Annotated in this window: 15 protein-coding genes; 7 read left to right on the forward strand and 8 right to left on the reverse strand. The window is 71.4% G+C overall.

The annotated features are described in order from the left end of the window. Positions 1–2: 2 nt before the first annotated feature. Positions 3–1,790 (reverse strand): acyl-CoA dehydrogenase family protein, encoded by a 1,788-nt coding sequence (locus BUQ68_RS19185; protein WP_075217638.1) that lies wholly within the window; start codon positions 1,788–1,790, stop codon positions 3–5. A 180-nt stretch (positions 1,791–1,970) separates the two neighbouring features. Here BUQ68_RS19185 and BUQ68_RS19190 point away from each other — a divergent pair, with 180 nt between their 5' ends. The 3 genes from BUQ68_RS19190 to BUQ68_RS19200 all read left to right on the forward strand — a co-directional run bounded on the left by BUQ68_RS19190 (position 1,971) and on the right by BUQ68_RS19200 (position 5,030). Continuing rightward, positions 1,971–2,978 carry an L-threonylcarbamoyladenylate synthase gene (locus BUQ68_RS19190; protein WP_083656726.1) on the forward strand — a complete coding sequence of 336 codons (1,008 nt, stop codon included), beginning with the start codon at positions 1,971–1,973 and terminating at the stop codon, positions 2,976–2,978. 95 nt (positions 2,979–3,073) lie between these two features. Continuing rightward, a complete protein-coding gene (locus BUQ68_RS19195) occupies positions 3,074–4,000 on the forward strand; it encodes a histone deacetylase family protein (RefSeq protein ID WP_075217639.1) in 927 nt (308 codons plus the stop codon). A gap of 802 nt (positions 4,001–4,802) precedes the next feature. Then, complete coding sequence (locus BUQ68_RS19200; protein WP_075217640.1) at positions 4,803–5,030, forward strand: hypothetical protein; 228 nt, start codon at positions 4,803–4,805, stop codon at positions 5,028–5,030. A 122-nt stretch (positions 5,031–5,152) separates the two neighbouring features. On the opposite strand, the gene BUQ68_RS19205 is transcribed toward BUQ68_RS19200, so the two are convergent. After that, complete coding sequence (locus tag BUQ68_RS19205; protein WP_083656727.1) at positions 5,153–5,806, reverse strand: DNA-3-methyladenine glycosylase; 654 nt, start codon at positions 5,804–5,806, stop codon at positions 5,153–5,155. Between the two features lie 95 nt (positions 5,807–5,901). Between BUQ68_RS19205 and BUQ68_RS19210 the strand changes: the two genes are divergently transcribed. Both BUQ68_RS19210 and BUQ68_RS19215 read left to right on the forward strand, forming a co-directional pair. Further along, the gene (locus BUQ68_RS19210) at positions 5,902–6,939 is read left to right on the forward strand and encodes a Tim44 domain-containing protein (RefSeq protein ID WP_075217678.1); all 1,038 of its coding nucleotides are present in this window, start codon (positions 5,902–5,904) and stop codon (positions 6,937–6,939) included. A 405-nt stretch (positions 6,940–7,344) separates the two neighbouring features. Next, complete coding sequence (locus BUQ68_RS19215; RefSeq protein ID WP_245293322.1) at positions 7,345–10,092, forward strand: phosphoenolpyruvate carboxylase; 2,748 nt, start codon at positions 7,345–7,347, stop codon at positions 10,090–10,092. A 78-nt stretch (positions 10,093–10,170) separates the two neighbouring features. Here the strand turns inward: BUQ68_RS19215 and BUQ68_RS19220 are convergent, their stop codons facing one another. The 6 genes from BUQ68_RS19220 to BUQ68_RS19245 all read right to left on the reverse strand — a co-directional run bounded on the left by BUQ68_RS19220 (position 10,171) and on the right by BUQ68_RS19245 (position 15,217). Then, the gene (locus BUQ68_RS19220) at positions 10,171–11,355 is read right to left on the reverse strand and encodes an MFS transporter (protein WP_075217641.1); all 1,185 of its coding nucleotides are present in this window, start codon (positions 11,353–11,355) and stop codon (positions 10,171–10,173) included. After that, positions 11,355–11,975 carry a glutathione S-transferase family protein gene (locus tag BUQ68_RS19225; RefSeq protein ID WP_075217642.1) on the reverse strand — a complete coding sequence of 207 codons (621 nt, stop codon included), beginning with the start codon at positions 11,973–11,975 and terminating at the stop codon, positions 11,355–11,357. Before BUQ68_RS19225 ends, BUQ68_RS19220 begins: the two co-directional genes overlap by 1 nt. 2 nt (positions 11,976–11,977) lie before the next feature. Next, entirely contained in the window at positions 11,978–12,838 is an 861-nt protein-coding gene (locus BUQ68_RS19230; RefSeq protein WP_075217643.1) for an aromatic ring-hydroxylating oxygenase subunit alpha, read from the reverse strand. Then, a complete protein-coding gene (locus BUQ68_RS19235) occupies positions 12,835–13,509 on the reverse strand; it encodes a Rieske (2Fe-2S) protein (RefSeq protein ID WP_083656728.1) in 675 nt (224 codons plus the stop codon). The genes BUQ68_RS19230 and BUQ68_RS19235 overlap by 4 nt, the downstream gene beginning before the upstream one ends. Beyond that, positions 13,506–13,871, reverse strand: coding sequence for an acylphosphatase (locus tag BUQ68_RS19240; RefSeq protein ID WP_075217644.1), 366 nt, complete (start codon positions 13,869–13,871; stop codon positions 13,506–13,508). The genes BUQ68_RS19235 and BUQ68_RS19240 overlap by 4 nt, the downstream gene beginning before the upstream one ends. Positions 13,872–14,002: 131 nt before the next feature. After that, complete coding sequence (locus BUQ68_RS19245; protein ID WP_075217645.1) at positions 14,003–15,217, reverse strand: polyhydroxyalkanoate depolymerase; 1,215 nt, start codon at positions 15,215–15,217, stop codon at positions 14,003–14,005. Between the two features lie 142 nt (positions 15,218–15,359). Here BUQ68_RS19245 and BUQ68_RS19250 point away from each other — a divergent pair, with 142 nt between their 5' ends. After that, the gene (locus BUQ68_RS19250) at positions 15,360–16,016 is read left to right on the forward strand and encodes a glutathione S-transferase family protein (RefSeq protein ID WP_075217646.1); all 657 of its coding nucleotides are present in this window, start codon (positions 15,360–15,362) and stop codon (positions 16,014–16,016) included. Positions 16,017–16,196: 180 nt separating this feature from the next. Then, positions 16,197–17,612 carry a Si-specific NAD(P)(+) transhydrogenase gene (gene sthA / locus BUQ68_RS19255; RefSeq protein ID WP_075217647.1) on the forward strand — a complete coding sequence of 472 codons (1,416 nt, stop codon included), beginning with the start codon at positions 16,197–16,199 and terminating at the stop codon, positions 17,610–17,612. The last annotated feature ends 32 nt before the right edge of the window (positions 17,613–17,644 follow it).

A 17,644-nucleotide genomic window follows, 5' to 3' on the forward strand; every position in this document is an offset into this window, starting at 1 on the left:
CCTCAGGCGGTCAGGAGGTCGGGGGTGAGCGCATCGACGACCGCCGCGCCGGCCGTCACGGCGGCCCGGAGGCCCCCCGTCGCCGGCAGGATGTCGGTGGCGAAGAAGCGGGCGGCGAGGCGCCTTCGCGTGGCGGCCGGCGTGGCGGTGCCGGCGGTCGCATCGGCCACCACGGCCTTCAGGTGATAGGCGCCGCCGGCGCCGAGCCCGAACAGGCGCAGGAAGGCGGTCGCGCCGGCGAGCGCGTCGGTCTGCCGCCCGTCACCAAGCGCCCGCCCGAGCCAGGCGGCGGCGAACACCAGGTCGTCGAGGGCGGTCCCGACCCGGTCGGCGAGCGCCGCCGCTTCCGGATCGCGGAGCGCCCGGGCGTCCTCCACGACGGTGCGGAGCTCCGCCACATAGGCGCGAAGCGCGTCGCCGCCGCCAAGCGGCAGCTTGCGGGTGACGAGGTCGATCGCCTGGATGCCGTTGGTGCCCTCGTAGATCGGCAGCACCCGCGAATCCCGCAGATGCTGGGCGGCGCCGGTCTCCTCGATGAAGCCCATGCCGCCGTGCACCTGGATGCCGAGCGAGGCCACCTCCATGCCGACGTCCGTGGCGAAGGCCTTGGCGACGGGCGTCAGCAGCGCGGCCCGGTCGGCGGCGAGCGCCCGGTCCGCCTCCGCGCCGGTGCCGGCGCGGTCGATGGCGTCGGCGAGCGCGAAGCAGAGGGCCCTTGCGGCGTCCGTCATCGCCCGCATGGTGAGGAGCATGCGCTTCACGTCCGGGTGGAGGGCGATCGGGCTCATGCCCTCGCCGTCGTAGCCGGGCGCCCGGCCCTGGCGGCGCTCCAGCGCGTAGGCGACCGCCCGCTGGGTGGCGCGTTCCGCGACGCCGACACCCTGGACGGCGACGCTGAGCCGGGCGCTGTTCATCATGGTGAACATGGCCGCGAGGCCTCGGTTCGGCTCGCCGACCAGCCAGCCGACCGCGCCGCCGCTGTCGCCGTAGGAGAGCGTGCAGGTCGGCGAGCCGTGGAGGCCGAGCTTGTGCTCGACCCCCGCCACGGTGATGTCGTTGAGCGCGCCGGGCGTCCCGTCGGCCGAAACCAGCCGCTTCGGCACCAGGAAGAGCGAGATGCCGCGCGTGCCGACGGGTGCGTCCGGCAGGCGGGCGAGCACCATGTGGACGATGTTGTCGGTGAGGTCGTGGTCGCCGTAGGTGATGTAGATCTTCTGGCCGGTGATCCGGTAGCTGCCGTCGCCGGCCGGCTCCGCGCGGGTGCGGAGCGCCCCGAGGTCGGATCCCGCCTGCGGCTCTGTGAGGTTCATGGTGCCGGTCCAGGCGCCGGACACCAGCTTCTCCAGATAGAGCGCCTTCTGCGCGTCGGTGCCATAGGCCTCCAGCGCCACGCAGGCGCCGTGGGTCAGCATGGGGCCGGTGGCGAAGGAGAGGTTGGCGCCGTTCCACATCTCCAGGACCGCCGCGTAGAGGCTGATCGGCAAGCCCTGGCCGCCATGCGCCACGGGACCGGAGAGCGCGTTCCAGCCGCCGTCGATCCAGCGCCGGTAGACGTCCGCCCAGCCTTCCGGCATGCGCACCCGGCCATTCTCCAGCCGCGCGCCCACCGTGTCGCCGATCCGGTCGAGCGGCGCGATCGCCTCGTCGGCGAACCGGCCGGCTTCCGTCAACACCGCCGCCACCAGGTCCGGCGTCAGGTCCGGGTGGAGCCCCGCCGCCATGGCGGCGTCGAGCCCGGCGACTGTTTGAAGCCAGAAGGCGATGTCCGGGACGGGGGCCTTGTAGGGCATGCGACGGGTCTCCTCATGGTCCGATCGCCCGCTGTGACTTGACCCGGACCGGGTCCTTGGCGCACATCCGGACGTCGATCCTCCACTGCAGACGGCGACGTTAGGTCCAGCTTACGTAAACGTCAATAGAGGCAGCTGGAGCGTCGGTCGTCCCGCGTCAGCCTCCGCCGGAACCCGTCCGTGTCGCCAAACCCGATCCGCCCAGAAAGCCTGCCCAACGACGCCGCCGGCCTTGCCGAAGCGGCGGCGCGGCTGAAGGCCGGCCGGCTGGTGGCCTTCCCGACCGAGACCGTCTACGGCCTCGGCGCCGATGCCACCGACGGCGCTGCCGTCGCGCGCATCTACGCGGCCAAGGGCCGGCCGACGTTCAATCCCCTGATCGCCCACGTGGCGGACACGGCCGCCGCCGAACGGCTCGTCCGGATGGATCCGGTCTCGCGCCACCTCGCCGCGGCCTTCTGGCCGGGGCCGCTCACCCTCGTCCTGCCGCGCCGCCCGGACTGCCCCGTCAGCGACCTCGTCACCGCCGGCCTCGACACCCTCGCCGTCCGCGTGCCCGACCATCCGGTCGCCCAGGCGCTGCTCGCGGCGGCGGGCCTGCCCGTGGCAGCCCCGAGCGCCAACCGCTCCGGCCGGATCAGCCCCACGGACGCCGCGCACGTGCTCGCCGAGTTCGCCGGACAGGACGTGACGGTGGTGGACGGCGGCCCGACCCGGGTCGGCCTGGAATCCACCATCGTCCACGTGACCAACGGCGTCCTCCACATCCTCCGCCCCGGCGGGGTGACCCGCGAGGCGCTCGTCGCCGCGCTCGCACGCGCCGGCCTCTCCGCCGTGCCGATCGCGGCGAGCCAGGAGCCGTCCGGCGATCCGGACCGGCCGCTCGCCCCCGGCATGCTCCTCTCCCACTACGCCCCCGCCGCCCGCGTGCTCCTCGACCAGACGGTCCCGCCCGCCGGCGCCGCCTTCCTGGCGTTCGGCCCGGTCGATCCGGGCGCCGCCCACGCGCGCCCCATGCTGAACCTCAGCCCCGCCGGCGATCTCGCCGAGGCCGCCGCCAACCTCTTCCGCCACCTCCGCGCCCTCGACGCCACCGGCGCCGCCGTAATCGCCGTGGCGCCCATCCCGGACCAGGGCCTCGGCGCGGCGATTCGCGACCGGCTCGGCCGGGCGGCGGCGGCGCGCTGAGCCGGCTCCGCATTTCCTCGCATGATCGTCAGACTGATTGACTCGCCTGCCCGTCGGGCCTCAACTCGCCTCACCCGAGGGAGGAGTTTGACGCCGTGCGGACGCTCTATTTCAGCCACACCGCCTATCTGGAGCACGCCACGCCCCTCGGGCACCCGGAGCGTCCCGACCGGATCCGCGTGGTGCAGCAGGTGCTGGAGCAGGAGGGCTTCCAGGACCTGATCCGCGAGGAGGCGCCGCTTGCCGACCTCGACCAGATCGCCCGGGCCCACCCGCGCTCCTTCGTGGACCTCATCCGCCGCTCCGTCCCGTCCGAGGGCCTCGTCCGGCTCGACAGCGACACCGTCGTGTCGCCCGGCAGCTTCGAGGCGGCGCTCCGCGCCTCCGGCGCGGCCTGCGCGGCCGTCGACGAGGTGATGACCGGCAAGGTGGACAACGCCTTCTCGGCCCATCGGCCGCCCGGCCACCACGCCGAGCACATGACCGCCATGGGCTTCTGCCTCTTCAACCACGCCGCCGTCGCGGCCCGGCACGCCCAGGCGGCGCACGGGGCCGAGCGGGTGGCGATCATGGATTTCGATGTGCACCACGGCAACGGCACCCAGGACATCTTCTGGGCCGACCCATCCGTGTTCTACGCCTCCACCCACCAGATGCCGCTCTACCCCGGCACCGGCGCCATCTCCGAAACCGGCGTCGGCAACATCTGCAATGCGCCTCTGTTTGCCGGCGCCGACGGGGTCGCGTTCCGCGAGGCCATGTCGGACAAGATCATCCCGGCGCTCGACGCCTTCGCGCCTGACCTCGTCATCATCTCCGCCGGCTTCGACGCCCACCACCGCGATCCGCTCGCCGAGGTCAACCTCACCGAAGCCGATTTCGCCTGGGCAACCAAGCAGTTGATGGACGTCGCCGACCGCCGGTGCTCAGGCCGCGTCGTCTCCCTGATGGAAGGCGGATACGATCTGATCGGCCTCTCGCGCAGCGTCGCCGTCCATGTCGGCGCCCTGATGGGGCACTGACTCCGGAAGAGATCCGGCGCCCTTCGTCGTCCCCTTGCAGCCGTCGCGGGTTCCACAGCCCGCGCTGCCTGTTGCCGATCCGCGACGCCTCTCCACAAACGGGCCTCGCCCGACGGGCAGCCCGTTGACAGCGCCGCCCCCTGTTGCGACGTTTCGTCGGGCAAGTCGTTGTGCACTGCACCACGAATTCGCCGCCCCGCACCGGCCGGTTTCCACCGGGCGTGCGCCGGGTGGCGGAGGGTCCGGATCGGCCGAAGGGCCGGGCCGCGCGTTGAGTGTCACGCGGGCGTAGCGTACCGCCGGTAGGAGCTTACCGGGGCCGAAAGCTGAGTGCGTGGAACGGAGATCCGCCCGCCGGACGGGGGTGGACCAGGGCTGCCGTCGCCGAGGCTGAACGCCGGGGCGGGACGCCCGAACCTGAGGGAACGCGAGAGGGTGCAGCCGAACCAACACACCTAGGACCAGCCGATTTTCGGATGCAGGAGGGTCCGTGCCGGATCGTCAGGCACCCACGGCGGCGGCCGCTGCTTGGGCGTTCGTCAAAGCCCGGACAGGCGCGCCGAAGCCAAAACCTTTTATGACGAAACCGTTTTCAGTAGACATTTTCAATCAGTCATAGCCAGTGCTGCGTGGCGGGGTTCACCCGCGGACGGGGAGGTCGTCGGACGGCCTCCCCGTTCTTTATTGGAACGCCACGTTCATCATGCGGTCTTCGCGCGGCGTCCGACCGGAACCGCCAGCGGAACCGGAATCGTATCCACGCCGTTCTTCTCCCATCGATAGATATGGGAGTTCAGAAAACATGCGCGGAATCGGTCTCATCATTGCGATCATTCTTGTGGTTGCGGTCGCCGTGGGTCTCTACACCATGGTGGACATCGACCAGACCCAGGAAGCCCAGCTCCCGAATGTCACGGTCGAAGGCGGCCAGGCGCCGGAATTCGATGTTCGCACCGGCTCGGTCGACGTCGAAACCGAGACCCGCGAAGTCGAGGTCCCGACCATCCGGGTGAACCCGCCGGCCGAGTGAACGCGACGCGCGGTCCGGCCGCCCGATCGCGGGCGCGCCCGACCGGGAACATGAGGCGGCGCCGGATCCCGCAAGGGTCCGGCGTCTTGCCGTTTCGGGTTGCGCGTCGGCCCCGCCGCCGATCAGCGGCGCGGGAAGGGACGGCTGACGAAGCGCGAGCCGGCAAGGCCGAACCGCCACGGCACGTCCGCCGCCTTGGTGATGCCGATGCGCGGGCCGACCACCACCGCGGCGGGTTCGGCCGCCAGATGAAGCGCGAACGGCGCCTCCCCGAACGGCTGCCCGTCGAGGGCGCGCGACACGTCGAGCGCCTGGCAGAGCCGCCCCGGCCCGGCGCAGAGAAGCCGCGGGTCGTCCACCTTCCGCCGCGCGTGCATCAGGCTCAGCCCCGTCACCGGCTCCAGCGCCCGCAAGAGCACCCCGGCCCCGTGCCCCGCCGGCCGGCAGGAGACGTTGAGACACCAGTGGATGCCGTAGGACCGGTACACGTAGGCGTGGCCCGGCGGTCCGAACATGGTGGCGTTCCGCTCGGTCCGGCCGCCGTGGCTGTGCGAGGCCGGGTCGGTCTCGTCGTAGGCTTCGGTCTCCACGATCAACCCGCCCACCCCGTCCACCGTCAAGGTGGCGCCGATCAGGGCCCGAGCGGCCGTCGCCGCGTCGCCGGAAAGCAGGACCGCCAGATCCGCCGAAAGGCCGCCAGCCCCCGCGGCGGACAGCTCCGCCGCGCCTTCGGCACCATGTCGGCCGTTTGTCGTTTCGAACACCCTGTCCGCCATTCCGGCCGCCATCCTCTAAAACCTTTCATCCTCGGCACCTATATGGGGTGCTGTGCGTTCCAACGAAGAACAGGAAACGGCTCAAGGACATGCTCATGTCTCGTCTCAATCGCGCCCGCCACTGGGTCGCCATGTTGGCCATCGGCCTTGCGGTCTCGGTTGTCACGGTCGACTTCGCCGAGGCCCGTCGCGGCGGCAGCTTCGGCAGCCGCGGCGCGCGGACCTTCCAGGCGCCGGCGCCGACTCCCACCGTGCCCCGTCAGGTGGCACCGGTCGAGCGGTCGATGACACCCGCCCCCGCACCCTCGGCCAACCAGCCGGGCGCCGCGGCCCGCCAGCCGGGCGCCACCACGGCCCAGCGGCCGGGCGGCCTCTTCGGCGGCATGGCCGGTGGTCTCCTCGGCGGCCTCCTCTTCGGCGGCCTCCTCGGCATGATGTTCGGCGGCGGCTTCGGCGGCATGGCGGGCTTCCTCGGCCTCATCCTCCAGGTGGCGCTCTTCGCCGTCATCGCCATGCTGGTGATGCGCTGGTTCCGGGGTCGCCAGTCGGCGCCGGCCATGGCTGGCGCGGGCGCGCCCTATCGGGCCGACACCGGCCCCGATCGCACCACCAACGATCGCACCGCGCATGCCCGTGAGGCGCAGGGCGCCGGCGTGGACCTCCGCCGTCCGGTCTCGGGCGGCACCGCCGTTCCGCCGGTCGCGGCCGCGGCGCGGTCCGGTCCGAGCGACGAGGTCGGCATCGGCGGCGACGATCTCGACACCTTCGAGCGTCTGCTCGGCGAGGTGCAGTATGCCTACGGCCGCGAGGACTTTGCCGCGCTTCGGGCGATCACCACGCCGGAGGTCATGTCCTTCCTCGCCGAGGAACTGGGCGAGAACGGCGCCAAGGGCCTGAAGAACGAGGTCAGCGACGTGCGCCTCTTGCAGGGCGACCTGTCCGAGGCCTGGCGCGAGGGCACCATGGACTATGCCACCGTCGCCATGCGCTACGAGATGCGCGACGTCACCCGCGAGCGGGCGACCGGCGCCGTGGTCTCGGGCAACCCGGACGAGCCCACCGAGGCGAGCGAACTCTGGACGTTCGTGCGGCCCCGCGGCGGCGCCTGGAAGCTCTCCGCGATCCAGAGCTGACGCCAGGCGCGTGAAGTCCCGACCTGTCGGGGCTTCACGCGCGCAGCCAAGCCCGAACAGGCGCCGGCCGGTCAGGCCGTTGGTGTCTTGAAGGCCAGACTCGTACGACCCTCAAGAACCGCCGGTGTCCCTGCCGACCCTCATATCTTTTGAGACCCGGTTCAGAAAAGCTGTGCCCGGCCTTCGCGAGAAGGCCGGGCATTTTGCTTAACACATTGTAAGCGAAAGGTTTTATCGGCATCGGCAGGCCCTTGCGAGAGGCCCGTCCCGTCGCCCTGCGGCGTGCCCCCGCGACCTTCCGCCGGGCCGCGTCCAGTCCGTCTTTGGTAGGGTGTGCGCCGGGTAAACACGGGTGCGTCGCCCCGCCCAACGAGGGTGGCCACCGAATGCCGAAAGGTCTTGGGGATGATGTCCGCTTTCGCGATGCCGGTCGACAAGACCAGTCCGTCCATGCGTGCCGAGGATCTGAAGGACGATTTCACGGAGGTGTTCGAACTGCTGTTCGGCCTCCTCGTGGATGTGATCCGCACCCGGCAGCCGGCTCTCACCGGCATTCTCTTCAAGGACAACGGGGTGGCCTCCATCCCGGAGGCGCTCCGCGTGCCGGCGCTCCAGATGACCGGCATCTGGTTCCAGCTCCTCTCCATCGCCGAGGAGAACGTCGCCATGCGGACCCGGCGCAAGCTGGAGAGCATGGGCGGGCCGGACAACGTGCTCGGCTCCTTCTCCAACGTGATCGCCGACGTGGCGGCCGCCGGGGTGACGGCCGAGGCGGTGCGGTCCGCCCTCGTCGAGACGGAGGTCTGCCCCACCATCACGGCCCATCCGACCGAGGCCAAGCGCGTCACCGTGCTGGAGATCCACCGCCGCATCTACCGCGGCCTCGTCGACCTTGAGTCCACCCGCTGGACCCCGCGCGAGCGCGAGACGCTGCTGCGCAACCTCCGCTCCGAGATCGACCTTCTCTGGATGACCGGCGAGCTTCGCCTCGAGAAGCCGACCGTGGAGCAGGAGATCGCCTGGGGCCTCCACTTCTTCCAGGAGAACCTCTACGCCCAGACCCCCCTGGTGGTCGAACACCTCGGCGCCGCGCTCCGCCGCCACTATCCGGAGGAGCCGATCGCCGTCACGCCGGTCCTGAAGTTCTCCACCTGGATCGGCGGCGACCGCGACGGCAACCCGTTCGTGACCGCCGACGTCACCCGCACGGCCCTCAGCGAATACCGCCACGCCGCCATCCAGCACCTGCTCGAGCGGGTGGAGGGGCTGGCGCGCACGCTCTCCATCAGCGCCCGCACCGTGCCGGTGCCGGACGAGTTCAACCGGGTGCTGGCCGACGTGCTCGCCGCCTCCGGGCGCGGCGAGGAGATCGTGGCGCGCAATCCGGGCGAGATTTTCCGCCACTTCTTCACCGCCGTCCGCGACCGGCTGATCGCCACCGGCTTTCCGGGCCGCAACGGCGCCAAGCCCTACGGATCGGCGTCCGAACTCACCCGCCACGTGCTCGCCGCCGAACGGGCGCTCACCGCCATGAACGCCGGCGACCTCGCCCACCTGCGGGTCCGGCCGCTGCGCTGGGAAGTGGAGATCTTCGGCTTCCGCACCGCCGCCCTCGACATCCGCCAGAACTCCACGGTGGTGAACCGCACCGTGCAGGAGGTTTGGAAGCGCCTCCATCCCGGCGAGGCGGTGCCGGATCCCTCGTCCCCGGCCTTCATGGCCAAGGTGGTGCGCGAACTCGCCAATCCCGCCCAGCGCATCCCCGTCTACACCGACCTTCCCACCGATCCGGCCGAGATGCTCGGCGTGCTCGACGTCATCCGCGAGACCCGCGACGGGCCGGACCCGAAGGCGATCGGTGCCGTCATCCTCTCGATGACCACGTCCACCGCCGACGTGCTCGCCCTCTATCTGCTGGCCAAGTACCAGGGCCTCATCCCCGACGAGGAGGGGCCGGACCCGTCGCCCTTCACCGTGGTGCCGCTGTTCGAGACCATCGAGGACCTGCAGCGCGCCGAAGGCATCGTCGGCGAACTCTTCGAGCAGCCGGTCGTCCGCCGGGCGCTCCGGGCGCGCGACCACATCCAGGAGATCATGCTCGGCTACTCCGACAGCAACAAGGACGGCGGCTTCCTTTGCTCGTCCTGGGAGCTGGTCAAGGCGCAGAAGCGGCTGGTGGACATCGGCCGCCGCAAGGGCGTGAAGATCTCCTTTTTCCACGGCCGCGGCGGCTCCGTCAGCCGCGGCGGCGCGCCCACGGGCCGGGCCATCGCGGCCCAGCCGGCCGGCACCGTCAACGGGCGGCTGCGCATCACCGAGCAGGGCGAGGTGGTGTCGTCCAAGTTCGCCAACCGCGGCACCACCTTCTACCAGTTGGAACTCCTCGCCGCGTCGGTCATCGCCCACACGCTGAAGTCGCCGCTGGAGCCGCAGCTCCGCCCGAAGGCGGAGGAGGACGAGGCGGTCGAGGCGCTCGCCGGCCTGTCGCTCGCCAGCTACCGCAAGCTGATCGAGCAGCCCGGCCTCATCGACTATTTCAACGCCTCCTCGCCGGTGGAGGAACTGGCGCTCCTGAAGCTCGGTTCGCGGCCGGCCCGCCGGTTCGGCGCCAAGGCCCTCGGCGACCTCCGCGCCATCCCGTGGGTGTTCGCCTGGAGCCAGAACCGCCACCTCATCACCGGCTGGTACGGCATCGGCACGGCCCTTGAAAGCTGGCAGAAGATCCGCGGCGACGAGGGCCTTGTGCTTCTCCGCCGCATGTTCGCCGAGAACCGCTTCTTCCGCCTGATGCTGGACGAGGTGGAGAAGACCCTCTTCCTCACCGACATGGACATCGCCGCCCACTATGCGGCCCTGGTGCCGGACACCGAGGCGCGCGAGCGCATCCTCGGCATGGTCCGCGCCGAATACGCCCGCACCGTCGGCCACGTGCGCCAGATCACCGAGAGCGACACCCTCGCCGCCCGCTTCCCGGCGCTCTACCGGCGGACCGAGCACGTGCGCCCGCTGATCGACCGCACCAACCGCTGGCAGGTGGACCTCCTCGCCGAGTTCCGCCGCGAGGAGCGCACGCCGGAGGAGAAGGAGCGCATCCTGGTGCCGCTCCTCATGTCGATGAACTGCATCGCCGGCGGCCTCGGCTGGACCGGCTGACGCCCCCGCCGACGCGCGCGCCGTCATACCAAGCTCATACCGTCCCGACCTGTCGGGACGGTATGAGCGAGCCGGGGATCACGAGACTGCGCCCGCGGGCCGGATCCGGGCAAGAACCGCCTGTCCGGCCAGAATCGCGGCGCCGGAGCCGGCGATCGCGACCCCGAGCCCCACGCGCCCGCCGAGCAGGTCCATCAGCGCGCCGATCATCACCGGACCGATCGCCGAGCCCACCGTGGCCCCGACGGCGATCGCCGCGATGCCCCGCGCCACCCCGCCCGGCGGCGGGTTGGCCGCCACCGAGATGGTGGCGACCGTGTAGAAGGTCCCGCTGAGAACGCCGGAGACGAACAGCAGCCCGAGCGTCAGGGCCGGACCCGGATCCACCGCGACCGCCAGCCCCGTCACGACGACGCCCATGGCGCCCACCGACGCCAGCCCGTGCACGCCTCCGCGCCGGTCGATCAGCATGCCGAGCGGGATCTGGAAGAGGGTGCCGCCGAGGCTGTAGAAGCTGGCGGCGAGGAGAGGCGCGACGCCGAGCAGCTCCGCCTCCGTGAACGCCGCCGGAATGAACGCGAAGGCGCCATGGTCCACGCCGCCGCCGACCGCTGCCAGCAGCACCGCGGTCCGGAGCGTCGACCCCGTCGGGTCGACCACCGGCATCCGTGCGCCCACCGTGTCCACGCCCCCGCTGCCGGACCGGCGGTCGAGCACGCCGGCGATCAGCGCCACCGGGCTCACCGCCACCAGGATGGCCGCGCACACCACGAAGGGCGCGGCGCCCGACGTGCCCGTCAGGAGCAGGATCATCGGGCCGGTGCTCGTGGCGAACCCGATCAGCGTCTCCTGCAGGCCGATCACGCGGCCCCTCAGATGCCCCGGCGTCGCCGCCAGCAGCCACGCCTCGCCGATCACCCAGCGCACCGCCATGCTCGCCCCCATGAGGGCGCTGACGAGGAGCCAGGCGATCGGCGACGGCGACACCAGATAGAGCAGGAAGCTCGCGGCCCCCACCAGCGAGGCGATCGCCAGCGTCATCCCCGGCCCGTAGCGCGACGGCAGCCGGGCCACCAGCGTCGCCACCAGCGCGATGGTGACGAAGGGCGCCGCCACCACGACGCCCGCCATGGTCGCCTGCACGCCGCGCTCGTCGAGCGCCACCACCATCAACGGCCCGAGCGCGCCGCCCTGGACGGCCGCCCCGAGGACGGTCGCCAGGATGATGGCGACGAGCGGCAGGAGGGCTGTGGACGGGTGCATCAGAGATGATCCGGCACGCCGGGGGTGGTCACGAACCCCGGCAGCGCGCGCATGCGGCGGGTCCAGGCGCGGAGCTTCGGGTAGGCCTCCAGCGCCTCGCCGAAGTCGATCGCGAGCGCCACCGCCGGAAACGCCGCCACGTCGGCGACGGTCGGCTCCGCGCCGACCAGGAAGCCCGCGCCGTCGATCCCCTGGCGGGCGAGCCGGTCGTCGAGGATCCGGAACGCCCGGCGCGCCGCCGCCACCGGATCGACCACCGGCGAGGCGAGGCCCAGCATCGCATCCAGCCGGGCCGCGTCGGCGGCGGCGAGATCCCGTTCGGCGAACGCCAGCCACTCGATCGTCTCCGCCGCCCGGTCGCCGCCCTGCCAGGCGGGTGCCCCGCGCGCCATGTGCCAGAGGATGGCGGCGACGCTGGTCAGGACCTCTCCGTCCTCCACCCACACCGGCACGGTGCCGCGCGGGTTGAGCGCCCGGAAGTCCGCCCCCTCGGTCTCGCGGCCCGGATAGACGTCCACCGGCCGGCGGTCGTGCGCGATCCCGATGAGGCCCGCCATCAGCCGCACCGCATAGGCGTTCGCCGAAAGCTCGTAGTCGAAGAGCACGGGCCGATCGGCCATGGTCAGGCGGCCTCCCGCCGGTCGATGCCGAAGCGCAGGCCCTTCTCCTTCAGCCACCGCCGGTAGGCGATGGAGGAAAGGTCCGCCCGCGTCGGCGTCTCCGCCCGCGGCGACAGCGGCAGCAGGCGCGGCCGCTGGTTTTCCAGGATGATCCGGTCCTGCAGGAAGATGGTCTGCTGGAAGTGGATGATCTCGGTCGTGGAACTCACCGCGTCCACCACCAGCACGAAGGCGTAGGCGATCGAGCGGTCCTCGTCGGTCGGCTGGATCAGGAGGCCGATCACGTCCTGCCGGGCCGGGTCGCTCGGGCAGGTCTTGTAGAGGAGCACGGTGAAGGGCCGCGCCACCCGGTAGAGATAGTCGCTCATCTGGCCGCCCGCCGCGTTCGCCGCCGCCTGCGGCTGCCAGAAGCGGCAGTTGGTGGCCCAGACCTCGTCCACGTCCCGGCGGATCTCGCAGTCGTAGGGCTCCACCGTCGGCCGATCCTCCACGCCGAGGATGTCCGTGTGGACGAACGGGAAGTGCGCCATGTCGAGGAAGTTCTCCACCAGGCGCAGGCCCGAGGCGCGCACGTGGACCGCGCCGCAGGTGGCGAGCCGCCGGTCCGTCTCGTCGAACTCCGCGATCGGCGGCAGACCGCGCGTCGGCGTCCCGAGCGTCGTCCACACGTGCCCATAGGCAAGCGTCACGGGAAGGGCGCGCCCCGTCTCGGTCTCGACCGCCGTGACCGCCCCGCCCGCCAGCCCGAGCGTCAACTCCGCCCCGAGCAGCCGCGTCGCGACCGGCCGCCCGATGGACAAGTCCTCCGGCCGGCCCACCACATACCACTCGTCCAGCGCCACGGGATCGTCGGTCCGGCTCATGCGTCGGCCTCCTCCAGGCTGTGGCGAAGCCGCTCCAGTGCGTCCATCGCCGTGTGCAGGTCCGCCCCCGCGACGTCACCCTCGGCAAGCGCGTGGAGCATCGTGCGGTCGCCGTCGAGGCCGTGGACGGCGAGAAGCAGCGCCGGCCCGTCCGCCCGCGCCATCCGCCCGAGATCGCCCGAGGGCTCCAGGCCCGCGCTCGCGAGCCGCGCCCGCACCGTCTCCACCGGGGCGGCCACAAGCAGGCTGCGCACCGGCGTCATCCCGTCCGGCACCGGCGGCGGCGCGGCGGGACGGTCCGGCGATCCGGTGGTGAACACCAGCCCGCCGGCCTCGGCCACCGCGAAGGAGCGGGCGGAGAGCGTCTTCGGCGGCTCCAGGTCCGGATGGGCCGGGATGGCGGTGCAGCCGGCGTCGAGGCCGAAACGCCAGCCGTGGTAGAGGCAGGCGAGCGTGTCGCCGCGCACGAACCCGAAGGAAAGCCGCATGCCCCGGTGCGGGCAGCGGTCCTCCCACACGCGCACGGCCCCGCCCGTCCCGCGCCAGACCACCAGCTCCCGCCCGTCGAGAAGCACGGGCACGGGCGTCGCCGGCGCGATGTCGGCGGACAGCGCGACCGGGATCCAGCGCGGCGGCGGCTGGGCGGCGCTCATCGGATCCGCCAGCGTCACGCCGCCATCTCCGGTTCGCCGTCCGTCGCCATCCGGCCGGCCCCGGTCGATCCGGTCATGCCGACGGCCAGACGCCGGAAGCCCACGCCCGCGTCCGCCTTGGTCGACGGCCCGACGGCGATGTCGTCGACCCGGCAGGCGGCGGGCCCGAGCAGGCAGGCCACCATCAGCATGTCGATCAGCGCGGGCGGCCCGGCCACCACCACCGTCGCGCTGTCGTCGCGTGCCGTCGCCCAGCCGTTCAGGCTGAAGCGGTTCGCCCGGTCCGCCACGAAATCCAGGAATGTCTCGCCGAGCCCGTGCCCGGTGATCGTGAGGCGCACCGCGTCATCGGCCTGCACCGCATCGGAACGCAGCCGCATGGGATGCTCCTTCAGTCCGCCCTCATCGGACCCGACCAGGTGCCGCCGGTCAAGCCCAACCGCTGGGCAGCGCTGCCGTCCGCAGCGTCAGCCGCCGCCGATCCCCGCATCGGCAACCGCCAATCCCCACTTCACTCGCTGGCGAGGATCATGTTGCGCACGATCGGGTAGATCTGCCCCTCCCAGCGCCGGCCGCTGAACACCCCGTAATGGCCGACGCCCGCCTGCATGTGGTGGCGCTTGCGATAGGGCCGGATGCCCGTGCAGAGGTCGTGCGCCGCCGCGGTCTGGCCGAGGGCGCAGATGTCGTCGCGCTCCCCCTCCACGGTGAGGAGCGCGGTGCGGCGAATGCGCCCCGGGTCCACCGGCCGGCCCCGGTAGGTCAGCTCGCCCTTCGGCAAAAGCGCGTCCTGGAACACCATGCGGATGGTCTCCAGGTAGAATTCCGCCGTCAGATCGAGCACGGCGAAATACTCGTCGTAGAAGGTCTGAATGGCTTCCGCCTTCTCGGTCTCGCCCTTCACCAGATGCCGGTAGAGGTCGTTGTGCGCCTTGGCGTGCCGCTCCGGGTTCATCGCCATGAAGGCGGAAAGCTGCACGAACCCCGGATAGACGCGCCGGCCGGCGCCCTTGTGGCGGCTGGGCACGGTGCCGATCAGGTTCTCCTCGAACCAGCTCATCGGCTTGGAGAGCGCGAGGGTGTTCACCGACGTCGGATTGATCCGGGTGTCCACCGGGCCGGCCATCAGCGTCATGGAGCGCGGCTGCGCCGGATTGTCGTCCGCCGCCATCACGGCCGTGGCCGCCAGCACCTGCACGCACGGCTGGCACACCGCCAGCACGTGAGACCCCGGACCCATGGTCTCCAGGAAACGGATCAGGTGCTCCACATAGTCGTCGAAGCCGAACGGCCCGTCCTCCAGCGGCACATCGCGGGCGTTGTGCCAGTCGGTGATGTAGACGTCGTGGTCGGCAAGCAGCGTCTGCACGGTGTTGCGCAGCAAGGTGGCGAAGTGGCCGGAAAGCGGCGCCACCACCAGCACCTTCGGCTGCGGCACGTCCACGTCCTTGGCGAAGTGGAGGAGCGTGCCGAAGGGCGTCACCAGCACCGGCTCCTCCGTCACCGGCACCTCGCGGTTGCCGACCGTGACGGCGTTGATCCGGTAGGACGGCCGCGCGTGGGTGATGCCCGCCCGGGCCAGCATCGCCTGGGTCGCCATGGCGTGCGACAGCGGCAGGCGCGGACGAAGGGCGGCGAACGGGGTGGTCACCGCGGCGGAGAATCGCGCCGTCGCGCGCACCATATCGGCCAGGTCGGCCTGCGCCTGGTATCGTCGATAGAGCATACCGTCGTCGCCCCCGCAGAAGGCCGCTCGGCCTCCACTCACGCCCAGTTTCCGCTTGAAGGCTAGTGCAATCTCCCGCGCGCTGCGAGATAATTTAACAAAGCGGAACACCGGGTGGGGGCCCGACCGCCGGGGAGGCGACATGGCGGCGGCGGTTCTGACGATTTCCAGCAAGACATATTCGTCGTGGTCGTTGCGGGGCTGGCTGCTCTGCCGCATGGCGGGTCTGCCCATCACCGAGGCGGTGGCCGCCTTCGACGATCCCGGCACCCGCGCCGAACTGCTCCTTCTGTCGCCATCCTTCCTGGTGCCCTGCCTCACGCATGGGCGGGTGAAGGTGTGGGACACGCTCGCCATCGCCGAGTATCTGGCCGAGATCGCCCCCGAGGCGGGCCTGCTGCCGGCCGATCAGGCGGCGCGGGCGCACTGCCGGGCGGTCTCCGGCGAGATGCACTCCGGCTTCCAGAACTTGCGCTCGGCGCTGCCCATGAACCTCAAGGCGCACCATCCGGGCTTCAAGGTCTGGGCCGGCGCCCGGCCGGATATCGAGCGCGTCACCGCCATCTGGCGGGATTGCCTGTCCGCCTACGGCGGCCCGTGGCTGTTCGGCAAGGCGCCGACCCTGGCCGACGCCATGTTCGCCCCGGTCGCCACCCGCTTCCAGACCTATGACGTCGCCCTCGATCCGCCCTGCGCGGCCTATCGCGAGACCATCCTCGCCTGGGCCTTCATGAAGGAATGGACCGCCGCGGCCGCCGACGAGGTGGACGAGCTCGACGAACTCGACGTGGAATTTTGAACCGTCACGCCGCCGACGAACGCCCGTGGCAGGCTCCGCCCCGGCGCAAGCCTGACCGCGCATCCTGCCGGTGACCAGACACCGGGGCGGCGCGGCATCGTCCATGCATCCGACTGAACACGCCGCCGCGCCGCCGTCGGTGGACCGTGTCCGCTTGCCTCGCCGGGAGAGACTTTTCGCATGTACGACTTCGACATGATCGTGATCGGCAGCGGCCCCGCCGGGCGCCGCGCCGCCGTGCAGAGCGCCAAGCTGAACCGCACCGTGCTGGTGGTCGAGAAGGGCCGCCGGGTCGGCGGCGTCTCGGTCCACACCGGCACCATCCCGTCGAAGACGCTCCGCGAGACGGTGCTCAACCTCTCCGGCTGGCGCGAACGCGGCTTCTACGGCCGCGCCTACCGGGTCAAGCAGGAGATCGACGCCGAGGACCTGAAGGTGCGGCTGCGCAAGACCCTCGACCACGAGGTGGAGGTTCTGGAGCACCAGTTCAGCCGCAACGCGGTGCGCTGCACCAGCGGCGAGGCGCGCTTCGTCGGCCCGCACGAGGTGGAGGTGGTCAGCGAGGTCGGCGACCGGCGGATCTACACGGCCGCCCACGTGCTGATCGCCTGCGGCACCCGCCCGCACCGGCCCGATCACGTGCCCTTCGACGGGGCGGTGGTGTTCGACAGCGACGAGATCCTCGACATCCCGCGCCTGCCACGCAGCCTCACGGTGATCGGCGCCGGCGTGATCGGCACCGAATACGCCACCATCTTCTCCGCCCTCGACGTGGCGGTGACCCTGGTGGACGGCCGCTCCACCATCCTGGATTTCATCGACAAGGAACTGATCGACGAGTTCCTCCACGATCTGCGCGACCGCAACGTCTCCGTCCGCCTCGGCGCCTCGGTTTCGTCCATTGAGATCCAGGGCGGCCAGGCGGTGACGCGCCTTGCCGGCGGGCGGGTGATCCAGAGCGACATGCTGCTCTATGCCGCCGGGCGCACCGGCGCCACCGACCGGCTGAACCTGGAGGCCGCCGGCGTCGTCACCGACGAGCGCGGGCGGATCGCCGTGGAGCCGGCGACCATGCGCACCAGCGTCCCGCATATCTACGCGGCCGGCGATGTGATCGGCTTCCCGAGCCTCGCCTCCACCAGCATGGAGCAGGGCCGCGTCGCCGCCTGCCACGCCTTCGGGCTGGAGCCGCCGCCGCCGCCGGAGTTTTTCCCCTACGGCATCTACGCGGTGCCGGAGATCTCCACCGTCGGCATGTCCGAGGAGGAGGTGCGCAAGCGCGACATCCCGTACGAGGTCGGCATCGCCCGCCTCCGGGAGACCTCTCGCGGCCACATCATGGGGCTCAACAGCGGGATGATGAAGATGATCTTCTCCACCCGCACCCGCCGCCTCCTCGGCGTCCACATCGTCGGCGAGGGGGCGACCGAACTCATCCACATCGGCCAGGCGGTGCTCAACCTGAAGGGCACCATCGACTACTTCATCGAGAACACATTCAACTATCCGACTCTCGCTGAGGCCTACAAGATCGCCGGTCTTGACGCCTGGAATCGCATGTCGCGCTACACGGTGCCCGACAAGCAGCCGGTGTAGCCTACAACCCGGCTACATGCGCCGGCTACAAG

The sequence above is a fragment of the Mongoliimonas terrestris genome, from assembly GCF_001927285.1.
GTDB classification, from domain to species: domain Bacteria; phylum Pseudomonadota; class Alphaproteobacteria; order Rhizobiales; family Pleomorphomonadaceae; genus Chthonobacter; species Chthonobacter terrestris.